Source organism: Micromonospora sp. IBHARD004 (assembly GCF_052814115.1).
On sequence record NZ_CP199934.1, the window covers coordinates 1,669,625 to 1,689,633 of the forward strand.

The window sequence follows — 20,009 nt, forward strand, 5'->3', positions numbered from 1 at the left end:
TCAGGATGAGCCGTAGGTAACCAGCGATCGCCGGCCGCCATGCGTTACGTTGCTCCTCCGTCTGGGTAGTAGGCGGGGACGGTCGGCGAGCTCTCGTCGGCCGTCGCGGACGTTGGCCGGAGCGGGAGGCTGCATGAGCTCGGTCCAGGGGGGCGAGGACGGGCGAGGCTCGTCCTCGGGGACCGGTGAGGCGGAGCTGCCACCGCTGCTGGCCGCGGCCTTCACGGCCGGCGGCGAGATGGGCGCGCGGCTGCGCTCATTCGACTGGTCCACCCTCCCGCTCGGCACGCCGGGGAGCTGGCCCCCCGCGCTCTGCCACGCCGTCAGCTCCATGCTCTCCTCCCGCGCCCAGATCGTGATGTTCTGGGGCGAGGACCACCGCGCCTTCTACAACGACGCCTACCGGCCGACCATCGGCACCAAGCACCCCGCCGTCATCGGCCAGCCGGCCAGCCGGCACTGGGCGGAGACCTGGGACGTGCTGGGGCCGCTGCTGGACGGGGTGCGCGGGACCGGCGACTCCTACCGGGGCGAGGACCACCCCTTCGTCATCGACCGGCACGGCTTCCTCGAGGACGTCTACTTTGACGTCTCCTACGACCCGATCCGGGACGCCGACGGCACGGTCAACGGCGTCTTCTGCTTCGTCAACGAGACCACCGGCCGGGTGGTCGGCGAGCGTCGGTTACGGGCCCTGGCCGAGTTGGGCTCCCGGCTCGCGGACGTGCAGAGCATCCCGGAACTCGGCGAGGTCGCCGCCCGGGTCCTCGCCGGGCACCGGGCGGACGTGCCGTTCAGCCTGCTCTGGCTGTCCGACTCCGACGGCAGCCCGATGCTGGCCGGCTGCGCCGGCGTCGAGCCGGGCCAGATCACCGGCGGGCCGCCCGAGGCGCAGCCCGTGCCGGACGGCACCCGGACCCTTCCCGTCGCCGAGCTGCTCGGCGGGCTCCCGCCGGACGCGGCCGAGCGCGCGCTCGTGCTGCCGATCACCGCGACCAACGAGCCGGCCGGCGTGCTGGTGCTCGGCCTCGCCAGCCGGCTGCCGCTCACCGACGAGTACCGCCACTTCACCGACCTGGTCGCGGCGCAGATCTCCCGCGCGGTCGGCAAGCAGCAGGCGTACGAGCAGGAACGCGCCCGGGCCGCGGAGCTGGCCGCGCTGGACCGCGCCAAGACCAACTTCTTCGCCAACGTCAGCCACGAGTTCCGCACCCCGTTGACGCTGGTCCTGGGGCCGCTGGAGGACCTGCTGGCCGACCCCGCCCTGCCCGCGGAGTACACCGAGCGGCTGACCATGATGCACCGCAACGCGCTGCGGCTGCTCAAGCTGGTCAACACCGTGCTCGACTTCTCCCGGCTGGAGTCCGGCCGACTGGCCGCCCGGTACCAGCCCACCGACCTCGCCGACTACACCTCCCGGCTGGCCAGCACCTTCCGCTCGGCGATCGAGCGGGCCGGGCTGCGCCTGGTGGTGGACTGCCCGCCGCTGCCCGCGCCGGTCCACGTCGACCGGGACATGTGGGAGAAGATCGTCCTCAACCTGGTCTCGAACGCGGTCAAGTTCACCTTCGACGGCGAGATCCGGGTCCGGGTCCGGGCGGGCGACGGGGCCGCTCGGGTGGAGGTCATCGACACCGGGGTCGGCATCGCGCCGGAGGAACTGCCGCACGTCTTCGAGCGGTTCCACCGGGTGCCGGGCGTCCGCTCGCGCACCCACGAGGGCACCGGGATCGGGCTCGCGCTGGTCCGCGAGCTGGTCGAGATGCACGGCGGCACGGTCGAGGTGCGCAGCTCGGTCGACGAGGGCAGCACCTTCGCCGTGACCGTCCCGTTCGGGTACGGGCACCTGCCCGCCGACCGGGTGGCCACCTTCGCCCCGGTGCCGCTGACCGAGCCGGAGCAGGCCCGGCTCTATGTCGCCGAGACCGCGCTCTGGACCGACGAGGTCGGGTCGCCCGCCGGCCTGCCGGAACCCGTCGACGGGTCGGCCGGCGGCGGTCGGATCCTGCTCGCCGACGACAACGCGGACCTGCGCGAACACGTCACCCGCCTGCTCGCCCACGCCTACGACGTGGTTTCCGTGCCGGACGGCGTGGAGGCGCTCCGGCTGGCCGTCGACACCCCGTTCGACCTGGTGCTGACCGACGTGATGATGCCGCGGCTGGACGGCTTCGGGCTGGTCACCGCGCTGCGCGCGAACCCGCTCACCCGGCACGTGCCGATCGTGCTGCTCTCCGCCCGGGCCGGCTCGGCCGAGGCGGTCGCCGGGCTCTCGGTCGGCGCCGACGACTACCTCACCAAGCCCTTCTCCAGCCAGGAGCTGATCGCCCGGGTCCGGGCCAACGTCGAGCTGGGCCAGCTGCGCGGTCAGATCATCCGGCGGCTGCGCGCCCTGGCCGACGCGGCCGTGGCGATCAACACCGCCCGCTCCACGGCCGACGTGGTGCAGGTCGCCGCCCGGCACGCGCTCAGCCTGACCGAGGCCGCCCGGGTGGTGGTCACCGCCACCGGGGCCCGCCACGAGGTGGACGGCGGCGGCGAGGCCGCCGCCGAGCCGTCGGCGGTGCTGCCGCTCAGCGGCACCACCGGCGAGCAGCTCGGGGAGCTGCGGGTCTGGCGGCGCGACGGCGACGGCACCGAGCAGGCCGCACTGACCCAGCTGGCCCGCCTGGTCGGCGTCCGGCTGGAGAACGCTCAGCTCTACGAGGCCGAGCACCGGATCGCCACCACCCTCCAGCACAGCCTGCTGCCGCGCACGCTGCCGCAGCTGCCCGGCGCCGTGGTGGCCAGCCGGTACCTGCCGGGCAGCGCCGACGTCGAGGTCGGCGGCGACTGGTACGACGTCATCGGCGCCGCCGACGACGAGCTGGTGCTGGTGATCGGCGATGTGGTGGGCAAGGGCGTCCGGGCCGCGGCCGCGATGGGCCAGCTGCGCAACGCGCTGCGGGCGTACGTCCTGGAGGGCTTCGACCCGGGCCAGGCGCTGACCCGGCTCAACCGGCTGGTCGGCTCCACCGAGGGCGGCTCCTTCGCCACCGTCGTCTGTCTCTGGTTCTCCCCGCGCACCGGCCGACTGCGATACGCCAGCGCGGGCCACCCGTCCCCCCTGCTGATCCGCGGAGACGACGCGGCGTTCCTGCACGATCGGGCCCTCGGGCCGCCGATCGGGGCGATCCCGGAGGCGTCGTACCCGACCGTCGAGGCCGACCTGGCCCCCGGCGGTCGTCTGCTGCTCTACACCGACGGCCTGATCGAGGACCGGCAGGTCGGCATCGACGCGGCGCTGGGCCAGCTCCGGCTGGACGCCGCCAGCCCCGGTGAGCACGTGGCCGACCTGGTCGACGCGGTGGTGGAGCGGGTCGCCGGGCGGCCCCGGCACGACGATGTGGCGGTACTGGCGCTGGAGGCGGCCGAGCTGAACCGGTTCGCGCTGCGGCTGCCGGCCGACCCGACCCGGCTCAGCGTGCTGCGCAAGCGGCTGGAGGACTTCCTCGTCGCCCACCAGGTCGGCGAGGACGACCTGTTCGACCTCACCGTGGCGATCTCCGAGGCCGCAGCGAACGCCATCGAGCACCCGGTTTCGCCCACCGAGCCGGTGATCGCGCTGGAGGTGACGATCGAGGACCGGACGGTGGTCGCCACGGTCCGGGACAGCGGGCGGTGGCGGGAGTCCACCGGCTCGGGCCTCCGCGGCCGGGGGCTCGCGCTGATCAAGGCGCTCGGCGACCTGACGGTGCGGCGTACCGCCGAGGGCACCGAGTTGACGCTGCGCCGGCAGCTGAGCGACTGAGCCGGACCGGCCGGCGGCGCGGGCTGCCGGGCGGTCGGTGGCGCGGGATGACGGGCTGGTCGGCGGCGCGGGCTCAGGCCGGCTGGAGCCACTCCTGCTCGCCGAGGCCGGAGATCTCCAGCACCCGGCGGACCTGCCGGGACGGCAGCACGGTCAACGCGCCGGGGAAGCGCTGGGCGAGCCGGACCAGGGCGTGGATGGCCGCCGAGTCGAAGAAGGTGACCGCGCGGAGGTCGAGCGTGACGTGCCCGGCCGGCTCGCGGAGGGCGGTCTGCAGCATGGTGTCGGCGGTGGCCATGTCGACCTCGCCGGTCACCAGTACGCGGAGCTGATCGCCGTCGACCTCCGCCGTGGCGGAGAAGACGGGAGGTGCGCCCCCTTGATCCACGGAGCCACAATGGCACAGCCGGCCGGGCGCGGCAACAACCCGCGCGGGCAGGCCGTGGCGGGGGTCACCCCGGCGCGCGGCGATAGGCTGTCGGCATGACCGTCCGTGCGCCGCTGACCCCAGGCACGCTCTCCCCGTGGCGACCGGTGCCTGCCCACATCGCCCGTCCGGAATACGTGGGCAAGAAGCGCCCCCAGGAGTGGCGCGGCTCGCACGTGCAGACGTCGGAGACCATCGAGAAGATGCGGGTCGCCGGCCGCCTCGCCGCCCAGGCCACCCAGCTGGCCGGGGAGCACTGCAAGCCGGGCGTGACCACCGACGAGATCGACCGGGTGGTGCACGAGTTCCTGGTCGACCACGGCGCCTACCCGTCGACGCTGGGCTACAAGGGCTTCCCGAAGTCCTGCTGCACCAGCCTCAACGAGGTGATCTGCCACGGCATCCCCGACTCGACCGTGCTCCAGGACGGCGACATCATCAACGTCGACGTCACCGCGTACCTCGACGGGGTGCACGGGGACACCGACGCCACGTTCTGCGTGGGCGAGGTGAGCGAGGAGGCGCGGCTGCTGGTCGAGCGGACCCACACGGCGATGATGCGGGGCATCAAGGCGGTCGCCCCGGGCCGGCAGATCAACGTGATCGGCCGGGTCATCGAGTCGTACGCCAAGCGGTTCGGCTACGGCGTGGTCCGTGACTTCACCGGTCACGGCATCGGCGAGGCGTTCCACAGCGGCCTCTACGTGCCGCACTACGACAGCCCCCGGCCGACCGACATCATGGAGCCCGGGATGACCTTCACCATCGAACCGATGATCACCCTCGGCACCTACCAGTACGACATGTGGGACGACGGCTGGACGGTGGTCACCAAGGACCGGAAGTGGACGGCCCAGTTCGAGCACACCATCGTCGTGACCGACGACGGCCACGAGATCCTGACCCTGCCGTGACCGAGACCCCGGCGGCGCTGCGCGAGGCGCACCACGCGGACGTCTCCGGCGGCTGGCTGCGGCCGGCCGTCTTCGGCGCGATGGACGGTCTGGTCACCAACATCGCCCTGATCGCGGGCGTCGGCGGCGGTGGGGTCTCCCCGCGCAGCGTCGTGCTCACCGGCGCCGCCGGCCTGGTCGCCGGCGCCATCTCGATGGGGCTGGGGGAGTACACCAGCGTCCGCTCGGCCAACGAGCAGGTCGCCGCCGAGGTGGCCAAGGAGCGGCGCGAGCTGGAACGGCACCCCGAGGCGGAGGCCCGCGAGCTGGCCGAGGCCTGGGTCGCCCGCGGGCTGCCCCGGGACCTGGCCGTGCAGGTCGCCGACGCGGTCCGGCGCAACCCGGAGGAGGCGCTGCGGGTGCACGTCCGGGAGGAGTTGGGCGTCAACCCCGACGAGCAGCCCAGCCCGTGGGCGGCGGCGACCTCGTCGTTCCTCTGCTTCTCCCTCGGCGCCCTCGTCCCGCTCCTGACCTACCTGCTCGGCTTCACCAGCCTCTGGCTGGCGCTCGGCGTCGGCGGGGTGGGGCTCTTCGTGGCCGGGGCGGTCGTCGCCCGGTTCACCAACCGCCCCTGGTGGACCAGCGGGCTGCGCCAGTTCGTGCTCGGTGCCGCCGCCGCCGGCGCGACGTACCTGGTCGGCGCCTTCATCGGCATCCAGGGTGGCACCGGCTGACCCGTCCGGTGCCGCGTGGTCAGGCGCCCAGGAGGTCGTCGACCGTGCCGTCGACGGGGCGGCCACGGGCCGCCAGCTCCTCGGCCTGGCGGGCCAGCACCGCGCCGACCTCGGTCATGTCCGCCCCGGCCAGCCCGGTACGCCGGACCGCGTCCCCCGGGTCCCGGAAGTAGGTGCGGCTGAGCAGCCCGTTCACCGTGGCCGCCGCCAGCCGCGCCTCGCCGAGCATCAGCAGCGCCTGGTCGGTCTCGTACCACTCGGCGAGCCGGGCGGCGCGGGCGTGCGCGGCGCTGCCCCGGTACCACGCCTGCCGGGCGGCGGTGCTGAACTCCGCCGGTCGGGCCCGGGCCAGCCGGGCCAGGTGTTCGTCGCGCAGGGCGGGCAGCCACCCGGTCGGGTCGTGCAGCGCCCGGGTGGTGACGTACCGGTCGGCGGTCAGCGGCCAGAGGGCGGTGATCGTGCGGGCCTGCCGCAGGTAGTCGTCGGCTCCGGCGACGGTCAGGTCGACCAGCACCCCGTCCACCCGTCGGGTGGCCGGGGCCGGCCCGTTGCCCGGCCGGTAGGTGGCCAGCAGCAGCCCGACCTCGCCGTCCCCGCCGCCGTCGTCGTCGCCGTGGGCCAGCGGGCCGTGCACCGCGACGGCGAGGATGTCGGCCGGGAACCGGCGCAGCACCGCGGCGCTGACCCGCTCGGCGACCCGCCACCGTGGATCGTCCAGGTGCGGGTCGGTCCCCAGCTCCATGCCGCTGGTGTCCACCGGTCACCTCCGTCCACGCCGGGACCACCGGCCCGGGGCGTCGCCGTCCGGCCGCGCTCCCCCCGCGCCGGCCGTCCGCCGTCCACCACCCTAGCCACGCCCGTCCGGCGTGCCGGAGTGGCGCGCCCGGAAGTCAGGACGGGTCGGCGTCGGTCCGTTCCGCGCCGACCGGGACCAGCCGGAAGATGTGGATCTCCCGGCCGCCGGCCCGCTCGGCGTAGGTCCGGTACGCGGGCCACTCGGTGACCAGCAGCCGCCACAGCCGGTCCCGCTCGGCGCCGGTGGCCACCTCGGCGCGCACCGGGATGCGGCGCCCCTTGACGTCCACCTCGGCGGCCGGCTGGGCCAGCAGGTTCATCGCCCAGCCCGGCTGGTGCCGCTGCCCCCAGTTCGACCCGATCACCACGTACCCGTCGCCGTCGGGCACGTACAGCAGCGGGTTGCTGCGGGGCTGACCGGAGCGGCGGCCGGTGGTGGTGATGACCAGGGAGGGCACCAGGCCGAGCGCGACCACCCGGCCCTTCGTGAGCCGGCCGACCAGCCGGTCGGCGGGGACGAGCAGGCGCAGCGTGGCGCCGAACCACTTCTGGTGGCCGAGTCGGCGCGTGAGGGTTCCCAGGACGGACACGGGCCCCAGTCTGCCGGCTCGGCCACCGCGGCGGCATCCCCGCGAGCGGACCCGTCCACATCGGAGCCCGTCACTCCAGCGGGCGCTCCACGGGCAGCCGGGACCGGGTCATCAGCCCCGCCCCGAGCATCGCGAGCAGCGGGACCACCACCAGCACGCCGAGGGTCAGCCAGGGCACCACCACCGGGTACGGCGTCTCGACCGGCCAGGCCGTGGCGTACCGGCGGTTCACCGAGGCGAGGATGATCAGCGCGGAGCCGAGACCGGCGACGATGCCCAACGCCGAGCCGAGCACCGCGATCACGCCGGCCTGGCAGAGCGAGAGCACCCGGCGTACCCGGGGGCTGGCCCCCACCGCGGCCAGGGTGGACAGATCCCGGCGGCCCTCGGCGGCGGCGAGCCCGGTGGCCGCTCCGGCGGCGCCCAGGGTGATCACGCCGGAGCCGATCGCCAGCAGGAGCAGCAGCGGCCGCCGGTCCGAGTGCGGCTGGTCCTGCTCCACCTGCACCTGCAGCGGGCCGAGCCGCGGCAGGTCGGCGGCGAGTCGTTGCTGCTGAGCCACCGTCGGCGGCCCGGTGGTGTCGACCGCGTAGCCGAGCTGCTGGCCCACCAGGCCGACGCGGGCCGCCGCGGTGGCGGAGAGGAAGAGCCGGTCGACGGGCAGGCCGCCGCGCAGCGCGTACCCGGGCAGGGTGACGGTGGCGATGGACGGCGGGTCCTGACCGTCGGCGGTCCGGCTGGCGGTGACGGTCACCCACCCGTCGACCACCTGCCGCGGGTCGGTCACCACCACCCCGCCGGCCCGCAGCACGCGCGTCGCGGCGGCCACCTCGGCGGCCGGGGCGCCGGTGAGCGCCGGCAGGGCCGAGCCGTCGTCCACGTACGCCGGCAGGTAGAGGCCGTCCGGGCTGCGCGACGGCCGCGCGCAGCGCGGGTCGGCGAGGGCCTGCCGGCGGCCGTCGGCGGTCAGGTACCCGGTCAGCTCGTACGGGCACTCCCGGTCCGGCGGGATCATCGCCGCCGCGTTGCAGTAGTCGTCCGGGGACGTCGGCGCGGCGCAGGCGGGCACGTCGACCCGGGCCACCGTGCCGTCGGGTAGGACGGCCCGGACCTCCTCGGTCACGTGCGCCAGCGGGGGCAGCTCGGCGCCGGCCGCGTCCGACCGCAGGAGCAGCACGTTGCCGGGTGGGATGCCGGGCTGCCAGTCCGCCCGGGAGCGGGCGTCGTCGCTGGCCACGTAGACGCCGAGGGCGACGCTGCCGGCCACCGCGGCCATCACCGCGGAGATGGCCGGCGCCGCGGAGGCGCGGTTGCGGCTCGCGTCGCGCAGCGCGAGCCGCGGCGCCAGCGGGAGCAGCCGGCCGGCCCCGGCGAGCAGCCCGATCAGCGTCGGAGTGCCGAAGACCAGCCCCAGCTCGCCGAGGATCAGCCCGGCCAGGATCACCGTCGGGGTGGTCCGGGCGGCGCCGAGCGCGGCGACGGCGGCGCCGCCGACGGTGAGCAGCACCCCGATGACCAGCCAACGCCGGCGGTGCCGGGGTGGGCTGCGCCGCCCCGCCAACCCGGCCACCACGTCCTCGCGGGCGGCGGCCCAGGCCGGGGCCAGCGCCGCGAGCAGCCCGGCGAGCACCGCGACCGCGCCGATCGCGGCCAGCGCGGCCGGGAAGACGCGGTACCCGCCGGACCGGGCCGAGGTGAGGTACTGCTCGACCAGCGGCCGGCCGGCGAACGCCGCGGCGGTGCCGAGCAGCAGCCCGAGCGCCGCCCCGCCCGCGCCGAGCACCACCCCGTCGGCCAGCACCACCCGGCGCAGGTGCACGTGGTCCCCGCCGGCCACCGCGACCAGCGCGAGGTCCCGGCGCCGCCGCCGCACGCCGACCGCGAATGCCGGCCCGACCAGCAGCACCACCTCCAGCAGACCGAGGCCGCCGACCAGCACCGCGTCGCCCGCCTCCGCCGCGTCCGGCAGCGACGTGACGTCGCCGGCGGCGTCGTCCCGGCCGGGGACGGCGGTGCGGGCGGCCACCGTCACCCCGCGCGCGTTCAGCCGGTCCACCAGCGCCGGGTCCAGCCGCCCGGGCACGTCCACCAGCCAGCTCTCGTCGGGCGGGGCGACCGGCCCGGCCGGTGCCTCCGGCCGCATCGCGACCACCTCGCGCAGGTTGTCCGGGAACTCCACCACCCCGACCACCCGGTACGGCCCCCCGCCGTCCGCGGTGCGGACCGCGCCCCCGAGCGGTACGCCCAGGCGGCGCAGGGCCGGCCGGCTGACCGCGATCTCGGTGGGCGCGGTCGGCGGCCGGCCGGCGCGCAGCCTGGCCAGCGGCCGGGCGACGGGATCGGTCAGGTCCAGGCTCCGCGCGTCGAACGACACGTTCCGGCCGTCGAGCCGGACCTCGAACGGGACCCACCAGCGGACCCGGCTGACCCGGCTGCCCGACGGCAGCAGCGCGGTGACCTCGGCGGCGGTCACCGGGCGGGTACGCGGCACCGTCTCGCCCTCGGCCGGCCAGGAGTTCTCCCCCCAGGCGTCCTGGACCAGCGCGTTCTCGGCCGACCAGCGCAGCTCCGCGTCGGCGCCCCCGAGCCGCCGGTCCAGCTGCTCCGCCCGGGTCAGCTCCGCCATGTCCCAGCTCACCGCGCTGAAGCTGAGCGCCAGCACGGGCAGCGTGATCATCGCCAGCACCAGCGCCGTACGACCGCGGGCCCGCCGCGCCTCCCGCCGCGCGATGCGCAGCGCGACCAGCCACGAGCCGACCGCACCGGCGAACCGGCCCCGACTCACCGTCCGCTGCCGGTCAGCAGCTGCTCGACGCCGGCCAGCGGTGCCGTCGAGTCGACCAGTACCCCGTCCCGGAGGAAGACCACCCGGTCCGCCCAGCCGGCGTGCCGCGCCTCGTGCGTGACCAGCACTCCCGCCGCGCCGGCGTCCACCCGGCGGCGCAGCAGGTGCAGCACCGCCTCCCCGGCCTGCGAGTCGAGCGCCCCGGTCGGCTCGTCGGCGAGCACCAGCCGGCGCTCGCCCACCAGGGCGCGGGCGATCGCCACCCGCTGCTGCTGGCCACCGGACATCTGGTCCGGGAAGCGGCCGCCCAGCCCGGTCAGGTCCACCTCGGCCAGGGCGGCCAGGGCCAGCCGCCGGGCCTGCCGGACGCCCGTCCCGTCGAGCTCCAGCGGCAGCGCGACGTTCTCCGCCGCGGTGAGGCTGCCGAGCAGGTTGAGATTCTGGAAGACGTAGCCGATCCGGCGCCGCCGCAGCCCGGCCAGCTCCCGGCGGCCCAGCGCGCCGAGCGCTGCCCCCTCGACCCGCACCTCACCGGCGGTCGGGCGGTCCAGCCCGCCGGCGAGCGACAGCAGGGTCGACTTACCGGAGCCGGACGGGCCCATCACGGCGACCAGCTCGCCGGGGCGGACCGTGAGGCTGACCCCGCGCAGCGCGTGCACCGCGGCCTCCCCGGCGCCGTGGGTCCGGTGCACGTCCCGCAGCTCCAGCACGGCGTCGCCCCCGTCGCTCACCGGACCGCCCCCGCCCGCGGTCCCGGGGCTCGCAGGCCCGGCTCGCTCCTCGCGCTCGCGGTGCTGGTCTTCGTTCGCGACTGCGGGGCTCGCAGGCCCGGCTCGCTCCTCGCGCTCGCGGTGCTGGTCTTCGTTCGCGACTGCGGGGCTCGCAGGCCCGGCTCGCTCCTCGCGCTCACCGGTGGACCGCCTGGTCGGGGTGGTCCACCGCCCCGGCGTCGGGCGTGGCCGGCCGGGACGGCGCGGGGCGGTAGCGGACCAGGCTCGTCTCGCAGTGGTCGAGCCAGCGGATCTCCGCCTCGGCCTGGAAGACCATCGCGTCCAGCACCAGCCGCCACGGCAGGTCCTCCGGCTTGTCGCTGGCGTACTTCAGCCGGGTCAGCTCCTGCAGCGCCCGCATGGTCGCGCTGCGCTGGGTCTGCACCACCGCGCGGACGTCCACCCCCGGGGTGGTCAGCGCCAGGGCCAGCTTGATCGCCAACTCGTCCCGGGGCCGGTCGGTGCGGCTGATCGGGGTGGCGAACCAGAGCGCCAGGTCCGCCCGCCCGGCGTCGGTGATCTCGTACGGCCGCTGCCCGCCCTCGTGCTCCGGCAGCGGACGGACCAGGCCGTCCCGCTCCAGCCGGGAGAGGGTGGTGTAGACCTGCCCGATGTTCAGCGGCCAGGTCGAGCCGGTCGACTCCTCGAACGCGGCGCGCAGCTGGTAGCCGTACATCTGGCCGCGTTCGAGCAGGGCGAGCAGCCCGTGACGGATGGACATGGCAACGGAGTATGCATACCTGGTATGCGACTCGCAACCGGAACACCCGCGCCCTGAGCTGCGACGTCGCTCAGACCGGGCGGCCGGGGAAGGGCACGGTGAGCGGGGTCACCCCGGCGGTCCGCCGCCACCGGGTGGCGCGCAGCGCGCAGTCGGTCAGCGCGGCCAGGGCGCGGTTCCGGTCGGCCCCCGTGGTGTGCGGCAGGGCCGCCCGCCAGAACCCGGCGGTCCGCTCCTCGATTTCGACCGCCAGCTTGAGCGCGCTCGCCCGGTCGGTCACCGGGTACGGCAGGGCGTACCCGGCCCGGTCGGCGGGGACCTGGCCGCCGCCGGAGCTGAGCTGGAGGATCAGGGCGTCGCGGCGGGCCCGGTGGGCCGCCTCGGCGGCGCGGGCGGCGGTACGGGCGGCGTCGGCGAGGCGGACGCCGATCACGCCGTACGCCCAGATCGCCGCGTACTCGGCGGTGAGGGCGGCGGCGAGGGCCTCGGCGGGCCCGGCGGGTGCGGTACGCGGGATCACTTCAGCGCCTCCACGTGGGTCGCCCGGGCGGCGGCGATGGAGCCGAGCAGCGCGGCCCGCTCGACCGGCGCCGCCGCGCACGCCTTAGCCGCGTTGTCCCGGCCCACCCGCTCGGCCTCGCGCAGCCCGGCCAGCGGGTCGGCGGGCTCCGCGGCGCCGGACGCCTCCGGCGTGCCGGTCGGCGCGCCGGACGGCGCCGGGCGGCCGATCACCCGGCGCAACTCGTCGGCGTGGGCCTGGTGGGCGTCGGCGATCGGGGTGAGCCGGTCGGCCAGGGCCGGGTCCGCGGCGGCGGCGGCCCGGTGCCGGGCGGCCAGCGCGGCGGCCTCGGCCGCCAGCGGCTCGAGCGGATCGGGCGGCGACGGCTTGTCGTCGTCGCGGTCGAAAAGATCACAGCCGGTCAGTGGTACGGCCGCACCGCCGACCACCACCAGCGCCCCGGCGCGCAGCACGTTTCGCCGGGAATATCCCGGTGCACCGTCGCGCTGTGTTGTTCTGCCCGTTGCCACCAGACAAGTCAACACCATCCGTGGCCGGCCGTGGGCCACCGGCGTCGGTGCGCCGCCGGGTCCGTCACCCGCCGCGCGCGTTACGCTCTGCGCAGCCACCGGGCGCGATCGCCCCGGTGGCGTGCCGGCATGGCGGGCCGACCCGGCCCGGAGCCAGATCAGGAGAAGGGGCGCCAGATGACGCAGCGTGGCCGTGCCACCAGGCCGACCGGGCGACCCCGGCGGGCCGACGGGCCCCGTGGTGGGGACCGGGCCGGCGCACCGCGCGGCGGTGACCTCGGCGCCCGGCGCGCGCGGCTGCGCGAGGTGATCGAGCCCGTGGTCGACGGCGCCGGCTACGACCTGGAGGACCTCTCGGTCTCCCGGGCCGGCCGACGGCACGTCGTACGCGTGATCGTGGATGCCGACGGCGGGATCAACCTGGACGCCGTCGCGGACATCTCCCGGGCGGTCTCCGCGGCGTTGGACGCCGCGGAGGAGGCCGGTGGCGACATCGTGGCGGGGGAGTACCAGCTCGAGGTCAGCTCGCCGGGCGTGGACCGCCCGCTCACCCTGCCCCGGCACTGGCGGCGCAACGTCGGCCGGCTGGTCAAGGTGACCGTGCGTGGCGCGACGGCGCTGCCCGAGCAGCGGGCCGCCGGGGACCGGCAGGTCACCGGCCGGGTGGTCGAGGCCGACGACGAGCGCGTGGTGCTGGAGACGGACGCCGGCCGCGCGGAGCACCGCTACGCCGACCTCGGACCCGGTCGGGTCCAGGTCGAGTTCACCCGCCTCGACGAGATCGACGAGGCGGACGAGTTCGACGAAGCGGACGAAACCGGCGAAACCAGCGAAACTGACGACAACGACGAAGATGATGTGGAGGACGAGGAGAGGTGAACATCGACCTCGCGGCGCTGCGCGCACTCGAGCGCGAGCGGGAGATCCCGTTCGACACGATCCTCGCGGCGATCGAGACCGCGTTGCTGACCGCCTACCGGCACACCGAGGGCGCCGAGGCGCACGCCCGGGTGGAGATCGACCGGAAGACCGGGGCCGCCCTGGTCTACGCCCAGGAGTTGGACGACGACGGCACCGTGGTGCGGGAGTGGGACGACACCCCGCACGACTTCGGCCGGATCGCCGCCATGACGGCCAAGCAGGTGATCCTCCAGCGGCTGCGGGAGGCCACCGACGAGGTGCACTTCGGCGAGTACGTCGGCCGCGACGGTGACCTGGTCACCGGCGTGGTGCAGGCGCACGAGGCGCGCACCGAGAAGGGCATCGTCAGCGTCGACCTGGGCAAGCTGGAGGGCGTCCTGCCCCAGTCCGAGCAGGTCCCCGGCGAGCGGTACACGCACGGCGAGCGGATCCGCTGCGTCGTGGTGCACGTGGCGAAGGGAATGCGCGGTCCGCAGATCACGTTGTCCCGTTCGCACCCGGCACTGGTGAAGAAGCTCTTCGCGCTGGAGGTGCCGGAGATCGCTGACGGCACCGTCGAGATCGGCGCGATCGCCCGTGAGGCGGGTCACCGTACGAAGATCGCGGTGCGCTCCACCACCCCGGGCGTGAACCCCAAGGGCGCCTGCATCGGCCCGATGGGGCAGCGGGTCCGGGCGGTGATGAGCGAGCTGCACGGTGAGAAGATCGACATCATCGACTGGTCGGACGACCCGGCGACCTTCGTCGGGAACGCGCTCTCCCCGGCCAAGGCGCTGCGGGTCGAGGTGGTCGACCTGGCCAGCCGGACGGCCCGGGTGACCGTGCCGGACTTCCAGCTCTCCCTGGCGATCGGCCGGGAGGGGCAGAATGCCCGGCTTGCCGCCCGACTGACCGGTTGGCGGATCGACATCCGCTCCGACGCGGAGCAGACCGAGACGGCCGGCCGGGGCGGAGCTGATCACGTGCCGGAGCCGGGCGGCGCGATCTCGAGCAGCTAGGGGTAGACTTTCTCCAGTGGTACGACGCGCGCTACCGGAGCGCACCTGTGTGGGTTGCCGGAGACGTGCGCCGGCCAGCGAACTGCTGCGGATCGTCGCGATCGGCGACGAGGCTGGTTACAGCCTCCGGCCCGATCCGGCCCGCAGACTGCCGGGTCGGGGAGCGAACATGCACCCGGATCCGGCCTGCTTCGCGCAGGCGGTGCGCCGCCGCGCCTTCGGGCGGGCACTGCGCATCACCGGGGTCGTCGATCACGGTGAGCTGGCGGAGCATGTTGACGCGCCAACCACTACGTCCGGTCAGCCCGACCGGGCGAGGGTCGCTAGCAAGGTAGGACGACCGACATGAGCACACGATGAAGTCCCTGAAATGACCAGGCTTCAAGTGCACGAGTGAGGTCGCTGCGGGTACTGCCCGCACGACCTCGGAGTGAGGAGTGCAGTGGCAGGTAAGGCCCGCGTACACGAGCTGGCAAAAGAGCTCGGGGTCGAGAGCAAGACCGTTCTCGCCAAGCTGAAGGAAATGGGCGAGTTCGTCAAGTCCGCGTCCAGCACCGTCGAGGCGCCCGTCGCCCGACGGCTGCGTGGCGCATTCGTCGCGTCCGCCGGTGGCCCTTCGGCGCCGGCCGCCCCCGCGGCGGCCGCGTCCGCTCCGGCGGCGACCCCGACGCCGTCCCCGACCCCGGGTGCCCCCCGGGTCTCGGCCAAGCCGATGCCGCCCCGGCGGCCGGCCGCGCCGACCCCTGGACCGAAGCCCAAGGGCCCGGTCCCCAGCCCGCCGCAGCCGGCGACCCCGGTCGCCAAGCCGGCGAGCGCGCACGACATCGAGGTGGCGGCCGCCGAGGCGCGCGCCTCTGCCCTCAAGGCTGAGCAGGAGGCCGCGGTCAAGGCCGCGCAGGCCGCCCGCCAGCAGCAGCGGGAGAACGTCCGCCGGGAGCCTCCGGCCGAGGGCGGTCCCCGTCCGGGTCCGGCTCCGCGTCCGGGTCCGAACGCGGTGCCGCCGCGTCCGGCCGCCGGTCGTCCCGGTGGCCCGACCCCGGGCCCGGGTGCCCGGCCGGGCGGTCGTCCGCCGGCGCGCGGCGCCGGTAACAACCCGTTCGGTATCCAGGGTGGCCAGCAGCAGCGGCCCCCGGCTGCCGGCGGTCCCCGGCCGAGCCCGGCCGGCATGCCGCCGCGGCCCAGCCCGGCGTCCATGCCGCCGCGGCCCAGCCCGGCGTCCATGCCGACCCAGCGGCCCACCACGGGTCGCCCCGGCGGCCCCGGTGGCGGTCGTGGCGGTCCCGGTGGCGGCGCAGGTCGTCCCGGTGGCGGCGGCGCCGGCGGTGGCTTCCGTGGCGGTCCCGGTGGCGGCGGCGCCGGCGGTGGCTTCCGTGGCGGTCCCGGTGGCGGCGGCGGTGGCGGTGGCTACCGCGGTGGCCCCGGTGCCGGCGGCGGTGCTCCCGGCGGCGGTTTCCGTCCGGGTGCCCCGGCTGGTGGCGGCGGTCGCCCCGGTGGCGGCGGTCGTGGTCGTGGCGGTGGCGCCGCGGGTGCCTTCGGGCGTCCGGGTGGTCGGCCGACCCGTGGTCGCAAGTCCAAGAAGCAGCGCAGACAGGAGTTCGACAACCTGTCGGCTCCGACCATGAGCTCGGGTGCTCCCCGGGGTCAGGGTCAGGTCGTCAGGCTCTCCCGTGGCGCCTCGCTGTCGGACTTCGCCGACAAGATCAACGCCAACCCGGGTTCGCTGGTCCAGGAGATGTTCAACCTGGGCGAGATGGTCACCGCGACCCAGTCCTGCTCTGACGAGACCCTGCTGCTGCTGGGTGAGCACCTCGGTTTCGACGTGCAGATCGTCAGCCCGGAGGACGAGGACCGCGAGCTGCTCGCGCAGTTCAACATCGACCTCGACGCCGTGGTCGCCGAGGAGCGCCTGGTCAGCCGTGCGCCGGTCGTGACCGTCATGGGTCACGTCGACCACGGTAAGACCAAGCTGCTCGACGCGATCCGCAAGGCGAACGTCGTGGCCGGCGAGGCGGGTGGCATCACCCAGCACATCGGCGCGTACCAGGTCCACGTCCCGCACGAGGGCGAGGACCGCGCGGTGACCTTCATCGACACCCCGGGTCACGAGGCGTTCACCGCCATGCGTGCCCGTGGTGCCCAGGTGACGGACATCGTGGTGCTGGTGGTGGCGGCCGACGACGGCGTGATGCCGCAGACCATCGAGGCGCTCAACCACGCCAAGGCGGCGGACGTGCCGATCGTGGTCGCGGTCAACAAGGTCGACAAGCCGGAGGCCAACCCGGACAAGGTCCGCCAGCAGCTGACCGAGTACGGGCTGGTCGCCGAGGAGTACGGCGGCGAGACCATGTTCGTCAACGTGGCGGCGAAGCCGGGCATCGGCATCGACGAGCTGCTCGAGGCGGTCCTGCTGACCGCCGACGCGTCGCTGGAGCTGACCGCTCCGATCGACGGGCCGGCGCAGGGTGTGGCGATCGAGGCGCACCTGGACAAGGGCCGCGGTGCGGTGGCGACGGTGCTGGTGCAGAAGGGCACCCTGCGGGCCGGCGACTCGATCGTCGCCGGTGGGGCGCACGGCCGGGTTCGGGCGATGCTCGACGAGAACGGCAACCAGGTCGCCGAGGCGGGTCCCGCCCGTCCGGTCCTGGTGCTCGGTCTGACCGCGGTGCCGGGTGCGGGTGACACCTTCCTGGCGGCCGAGGACGACCGGACGGTGCGCCAGATCGCCGAGCAGCGGCAGGCGCGGCGGCGGGCGGCGTCATTCGCCAACTCCCGTGGCCGGGCGACTCTCGAGACGCTCATGGAGCAGCTCAAGGAGGGCGAGAAGACCTCGCTCAACCTGGTGCTCAAGGGCGACGTCTCCGGTTCCGTGGAGGCGCTCGAGGACGCGCTGTTCAACCTCGACATCCCGGAGGAGGTCCAGCTCAGGATCATCCACCGGGGCGTGGGTGCGATCACCGAGAGCGACGTCATGCTCGCGAGTGCCTCGTCCGAGGCGGTCACGATCATCGGCTTCAACGTGCGGGCCGCCAACAAGGTTCGCGAGATCGCCGACCGCGAGGGCGTGGAGATCCGGTACTACACCGTGATCTACCAGGCCATCGAGGAGATCGACGCCGCGCTCAAGGGGCTGCTCAAGCCGGAGTACGAGGAGGTCGAGCTGGGCTCCGCGGAGATCCGCGACGTCTTCCGCTCGTCCAAGGTCGGCAACATCTCCGGCTGTATCGTCCGGTCCGGCGTCATCCGCCGCAACGCCAAGGCGCGGCTGCTGCGGGACGGGGCGGTCGTGGCGGACAACCTCACGGTGAGTTCGCTCAAGCGGTTCAAGGACGACGCGACGGAGGTCCGCGAGGGCTTCGAGTGTGGTCTGACCCTGGCCGGTTTCAACAACGTCCAGGTCGGCGACATCATCGAGACCTTCGAGATGCGGGAGAAGCCGCGCGCCTGATCCGACGGTGACACAGTGATCAAGGGGTTTACGCCGAAAGGCGTAAACCCCTTGATCATGTCTGGGGGTGACCGTAATGTCCGGGGCGATGTTCACGGGAACCGCGGTCTTCGACCTGCTGCTGCCGGGCGACTCCCGGTCGCTCAAGGCGAAAAGATCATATGTACGGCCGATCGTGGCGGCGCTGCGCCGCTTCGAGGTGTCGGCCGCCGAGGTGGGGGCGCTCGACCTGCACGGTCGGGCCCAGATCGGGGTGGCCGTGGTGGCCGCCGAGGCGGCACACGTCCGCGAGGTGCTCGACTCGTGCGAGCGCCTGGTGGCCGAGCGCCCCGAGGCCGAGCTGCTGTCGGTGCGCCGCCGGCTGTACGGCGAGGAGGACTGACGCCGGGACGGCCGTCGGCCCCGACGCGGGCCGGATCCGGGGTGGCCGTCGCCACCGGCAGCCCCGCACGACGGTCACGATCGCGCGGGTAGTGTTCGAGATGTCGGGCGGTCGGGCCCGGCGGCGCCCCGCGCTGCCGTTCCCGGCCGGAAGCAGGATGCCCTGGAGGTGGGGGAGATGACGGATCCGGCCAAGGTACGCCGGCACGCGGAGCGTATCCGCGAACTGGTCGCGTCGGTGGTGCGGAGCCAGATCAAGGACCCCCGGCTCGGGATGATCACCATCACCGACGCCCGGATCACCGCCGACCTGCGCGACGCCACGGTGTTCTACACGGTGCTCGGCGACGCGGCGGCCCAGTCCAGCACCGCCGCCGCGCTGGAGAGCGCCAAGGGCATGCTGCGCAGCACCGTCGGCAAGGCCCTCGGGCTGCGGCACTCGCCGACCCTGACCTTCGTCCTGGACGACGTGCAGGACCAGGTCAAGCACATCGACGACCTGCTCGCCGCGGCCCGCAACGCCGACGCCGAGGTGCAGCGACTGGCCGCGAGCGCGAAGTACGCCGGCGAGGCCCAGCCGTACCGCCTCGAGGACGAGGTCGAGGACGCCGCCGCCGAGACCGGGGTTGCCGGGACCGAGGGCGAGCCGCGCGGCGGCGACCGCCCGTGACCGACGCCGCCGCGGGCGCCCCCGAGGCGCCCACCGGGGGCGAGTGGGCGGCCGCGGTCGCCGCGGTACGCCAACTCCCCGCCGACGCGCGGGTGCTGCTGATCTGCCACGTCAACCCGGACGGGGACGCGCTGGGCAGCATGCTCGGCTTCGGTCTGGGACTGCGCCGGCTTGGCGTACGACAGCTCCAGGCGACTTTCCCCGGGCCTCCGGAGGTGCCGGAGCCGTTCCGCTGGCTGCCCGGGCTCGACCTGCTGGTGCCGCAGGACGCCGCGTACCCGGATCCGGAACTGGTCATCTGCTTCGACGTGGCGAGCGAGTCGCGGCTGGGTGACCTGGTGGACCGGCTCGGGTCGGCGGGCGCTGCGCTGGTGCTCGACCACCACGCCTCCAACACCCGCTTCGGCGGAATCAACCTGGTCGACCCGCACGCGGCGGCGACCTCGGTGGTCGCCGAGGGGCTGCTCGACCGGCTCGGCGTGCCGCTGGACGCGGAGATCGCCGCCTGTCTCTACGTCGCGCTGAGCACGGACACCGGCTCGTTCCGCTTCGAGGCGACCACCCCGGCGGTGCACGAGATGGCGGCCCGGCTGCTGGCCACCGGCATCCGACCGGGGGAGATCTCCCAACGGATCTTCGACACCCGGCCGTTCGGCGCCGTCCGGCTCTTCGGCGAGGCGATCGGCCGGGCCCGCCTGGAGCCGGGCGCGGCCGGCGGGCGCGGCCTGGTCTGGACGTACGCGACCCTGGACGACCTGGCCCGGCACGACCAGCCGCCGTACGTGCTGGAGGCGCTGATCGACTCGGTGCGCTGCACGGCCGAGGCGGACGTGAGCTGCGTGGTCAAGCAGGTGGCGGCCGGGGAGTGGGCGGTGTCGCTGCGGAGCAAGGGCGCGGTCGACGTGAGCCGGGTGGCGGTGGCGCTGGGCGGCGGCGGGCACCGGTTCGCCGCCGGGTTCACCGGTCGGGGCAGCGCCGACGAGGTGGTCGACCGGATCCGGGCCGAGCTCGACGGGGCGCTGCTCGCGGGCTGAGATCAGGGTCGACTCCGGGGTGTGGC

Annotated in this window: 18 protein-coding genes; 10 read left to right on the forward strand and 8 right to left on the reverse strand. The window is 74.9% G+C overall.

All coding sequences use genetic code 11. The annotated features are described in order from the left end of the window. The first annotated feature begins 133 nt into the window (after positions 1-133). A complete protein-coding gene (locus tag ACTWO6_RS08305) occupies positions 134-3,790 on the forward strand; it encodes a SpoIIE family protein phosphatase (RefSeq protein WP_446219072.1) in 3,657 nt (1,218 codons plus the stop codon). Positions 3,791-3,863: 73 nt separating this feature from the next. Here ACTWO6_RS08305 and ACTWO6_RS08310 read toward each other — a convergent pair whose 3' ends face one another. Continuing rightward, entirely contained in the window at positions 3,864-4,178 is a 315-nt protein-coding gene (locus ACTWO6_RS08310) for an STAS domain-containing protein (RefSeq protein ID WP_207232302.1), read from the reverse strand. Positions 4,179-4,273: 95 nt separating this feature from the next. Between ACTWO6_RS08310 and map the strand changes: the two genes are divergently transcribed. Together map and ACTWO6_RS08320 are read left to right on the forward strand one after the other, a co-directional pair. Then, positions 4,274-5,131: a type I methionyl aminopeptidase gene (gene map / locus ACTWO6_RS08315; protein WP_446219073.1), complete on the forward strand. Its 858-nt coding sequence runs from the start codon at positions 4,274-4,276 to the stop codon at positions 5,129-5,131. Beyond that, on the forward strand, positions 5,128-5,844 hold the full coding sequence (locus tag ACTWO6_RS08320) for a VIT1/CCC1 transporter family protein (protein WP_446219074.1): 717 nt from the start codon (positions 5,128-5,130) through the stop codon (positions 5,842-5,844). Before map ends, ACTWO6_RS08320 begins: the two co-directional genes overlap by 4 nt. Before the next feature lie 19 nt (positions 5,845-5,863). On the opposite strand, the gene ACTWO6_RS08325 is transcribed toward ACTWO6_RS08320, so the two are convergent. From ACTWO6_RS08325 to ACTWO6_RS08355, 7 genes are all read right to left on the reverse strand, one after another. After that, positions 5,864-6,586: a nucleotidyltransferase domain-containing protein gene (locus ACTWO6_RS08325; protein ID WP_446220589.1), complete on the reverse strand. Its 723-nt coding sequence runs from the start codon at positions 6,584-6,586 to the stop codon at positions 5,864-5,866. A 148-nt stretch (positions 6,587-6,734) separates the two neighbouring features. Beyond that, on the reverse strand, positions 6,735-7,229 hold the full coding sequence (locus ACTWO6_RS08330; RefSeq protein ID WP_446219075.1) for a nitroreductase family deazaflavin-dependent oxidoreductase: 495 nt from the start codon (positions 7,227-7,229) through the stop codon (positions 6,735-6,737). 70 nt (positions 7,230-7,299) lie between these two features. Then, positions 7,300-10,014, reverse strand: a complete 2,715-nt coding sequence (locus ACTWO6_RS08335) for an FtsX-like permease family protein (protein ID WP_446219076.1) — start codon at positions 10,012-10,014, stop codon at positions 7,300-7,302. Then, positions 10,011-10,745: an ABC transporter ATP-binding protein gene (locus ACTWO6_RS08340; RefSeq protein WP_446219077.1), complete on the reverse strand. Its 735-nt coding sequence runs from the start codon at positions 10,743-10,745 to the stop codon at positions 10,011-10,013. Before ACTWO6_RS08340 ends, ACTWO6_RS08335 begins: the two co-directional genes overlap by 4 nt. Before the next feature lie 175 nt (positions 10,746-10,920). Further along, a complete protein-coding gene (locus tag ACTWO6_RS08345; protein ID WP_446219078.1) occupies positions 10,921-11,505 on the reverse strand; it encodes a PadR family transcriptional regulator in 585 nt (194 codons plus the stop codon). A 70-nt stretch (positions 11,506-11,575) separates the two neighbouring features. Further along, on the reverse strand, positions 11,576-12,025 hold the full coding sequence (locus ACTWO6_RS08350; protein ID WP_446219079.1) for a ferritin-like domain-containing protein: 450 nt from the start codon (positions 12,023-12,025) through the stop codon (positions 11,576-11,578). Next, the gene (locus ACTWO6_RS08355; protein WP_446219081.1) at positions 12,022-12,477 is read right to left on the reverse strand and encodes a hypothetical protein; all 456 of its coding nucleotides are present in this window, start codon (positions 12,475-12,477) and stop codon (positions 12,022-12,024) included. The genes ACTWO6_RS08350 and ACTWO6_RS08355 overlap by 4 nt, the downstream gene beginning before the upstream one ends. 234 nt (positions 12,478-12,711) lie before the next feature. Here ACTWO6_RS08355 and rimP point away from each other — a divergent pair, with 234 nt between their 5' ends. The 7 genes from rimP to ACTWO6_RS08390 all read left to right on the forward strand — a co-directional run bounded on the left by rimP (position 12,712) and on the right by ACTWO6_RS08390 (position 19,983). Then, complete coding sequence (gene rimP / locus ACTWO6_RS08360) at positions 12,712-13,413, forward strand: ribosome maturation factor RimP (RefSeq protein ID WP_446219082.1); 702 nt, start codon at positions 12,712-12,714, stop codon at positions 13,411-13,413. Further along, positions 13,410-14,453, forward strand: coding sequence for a transcription termination factor NusA (gene nusA, locus ACTWO6_RS08365; RefSeq protein ID WP_446219083.1), 1,044 nt, complete (start codon positions 13,410-13,412; stop codon positions 14,451-14,453). Before rimP ends, nusA begins: the two co-directional genes overlap by 4 nt. Positions 14,454-14,469: 16 nt before the next feature. Further along, positions 14,470-14,802 (forward strand): YlxR family protein, encoded by a 333-nt coding sequence (locus ACTWO6_RS08370; protein WP_446219084.1) that lies wholly within the window; start codon positions 14,470-14,472, stop codon positions 14,800-14,802. Between the two features lie 93 nt (positions 14,803-14,895). Continuing rightward, positions 14,896-17,898 carry a translation initiation factor IF-2 gene (gene infB, locus ACTWO6_RS08375; protein WP_446219085.1) on the forward strand — a complete coding sequence of 1,001 codons (3,003 nt, stop codon included), beginning with the start codon at positions 14,896-14,898 and terminating at the stop codon, positions 17,896-17,898. Between the two features lie 88 nt (positions 17,899-17,986). Continuing rightward, entirely contained in the window at positions 17,987-18,280 is a 294-nt protein-coding gene (locus ACTWO6_RS08380; RefSeq protein ID WP_446219086.1) for a DUF503 domain-containing protein, read from the forward strand. Between the two features lie 177 nt (positions 18,281-18,457). Continuing rightward, positions 18,458-18,949: a 30S ribosome-binding factor RbfA gene (gene rbfA, locus ACTWO6_RS08385; RefSeq protein ID WP_089010602.1), complete on the forward strand. Its 492-nt coding sequence runs from the start codon at positions 18,458-18,460 to the stop codon at positions 18,947-18,949. Next, positions 18,946-19,983: a DHH family phosphoesterase gene (locus ACTWO6_RS08390; protein ID WP_446219087.1), complete on the forward strand. Its 1,038-nt coding sequence runs from the start codon at positions 18,946-18,948 to the stop codon at positions 19,981-19,983. The genes rbfA and ACTWO6_RS08390 overlap by 4 nt, the downstream gene beginning before the upstream one ends. Positions 19,984-20,009: the final 26 nt, after the last annotated feature.

Excerpts from the sequence above, each read along its gene's own strand:
- rbfA (WP_089010602.1), top strand. The coding sequence starts at position 18,458 with ATGACGGATCCGGCCAAGGTACGCCGGCACGCGGAGCGTATCCGCGAA.
- ACTWO6_RS08345 (WP_446219078.1), bottom strand. The coding sequence starts at position 11,505 with ATGTCCATCCGTCACGGGCTGCTCGCCCTGCTCGAACGCGGCCAGATG.
- map (WP_446219073.1), top strand. The coding sequence starts at position 4,274 with ATGACCGTCCGTGCGCCGCTGACCCCAGGCACGCTCTCCCCGTGGCGA.
- ACTWO6_RS08305 (WP_446219072.1), top strand. The coding sequence starts at position 134 with ATGAGCTCGGTCCAGGGGGGCGAGGACGGGCGAGGCTCGTCCTCGGGG.
- rimP (WP_446219082.1), top strand. The coding sequence starts at position 12,712 with ATGACGCAGCGTGGCCGTGCCACCAGGCCGACCGGGCGACCCCGGCGG.
- ACTWO6_RS08380 (WP_446219086.1), top strand. The coding sequence starts at position 17,987 with ATGTTCACGGGAACCGCGGTCTTCGACCTGCTGCTGCCGGGCGACTCC.
- ACTWO6_RS08325 (WP_446220589.1), bottom strand. The coding sequence starts at position 6,586 with ATGGAGCTGGGGACCGACCCGCACCTGGACGATCCACGGTGGCGGGTC.